This is a genomic window from Neobacillus paridis (assembly GCF_016765675.1).
In the GTDB taxonomy this organism is placed as follows: Bacteria; Bacillota; Bacilli; order Bacillales; family Cytobacillaceae; genus Neobacillus; species Neobacillus paridis.
Window position 1 is genome coordinate 1 of the sequence record NZ_JAESWB010000410.1, and the last position, 652, is coordinate 652.

The following is a 652-nucleotide window of genomic DNA, read 5'->3' on the forward strand; positions in this document are numbered from 1 at the left end:
AGGTCGAAGGATGGGGCGTCAGCCGGCGGCGCGGCTGCGCGCCTGGGCTTCCTGGGCGGCGTACTCCAGCATCACCGAGTCGTGGATGCGGGCGCGCAGCGCATTGAATTCCGGCGTTTCCTGCAAGGCCCGCCGGCGCGGATAGGGAAAGGGGATGTCGATCACCTCGCGGATGCGCGACGGCCGGGCCGAGATCACCAGCACCCGGCTGGCGAGATAGACCGCTTCCTCCACCGAATGGGTGATCAGCATCACGGTCTTGCCCTCGGCATGCAGCACGTCCAGCAGCAGGTCGTGCATGGCGCTGCGGGTCTGGGCGTCGAGCGCGCCGAAGGGTTCGTCCATCAGCACGAACTCCGGATGCACCGCGTAGGCCCGGGCCAGCGCCAGGCGCTGCCGCATGCCGCCCGAGAGCGTCTTGGGATAGGCCTTGCGGAAGTCGGCCAGGCCCATCAGCTTCAGGTAGCGCTCCACGATGGCGCGCCGCTCCTCGGCGCTGGCCTTGCCGCTGTTGGCTTTCAGGCCCAGGCCAAAGGCGATGTTCTGTTCCACCGTCAGCCAGGGAAAGACGCCGTATTCCTGGAACATCACGCCGCGGTCCGGCCCCGGCCCGGTGATTTCCTTGCCATCCAGCGTGACCCGGCCCGAAGTC

At 68.3% G+C, this 652-nt stretch carries 1 protein-coding gene; it reads right to left on the reverse strand.

The window, feature by feature from the left end; translation table 11 throughout:
- Positions 1-18: 18 nt before the first annotated feature.
- A partial coding sequence (locus JK635_RS29390) for an ABC transporter ATP-binding protein (protein WP_202656456.1) occupies positions 19-652 on the reverse strand: 634 nt, incomplete at its 5' end.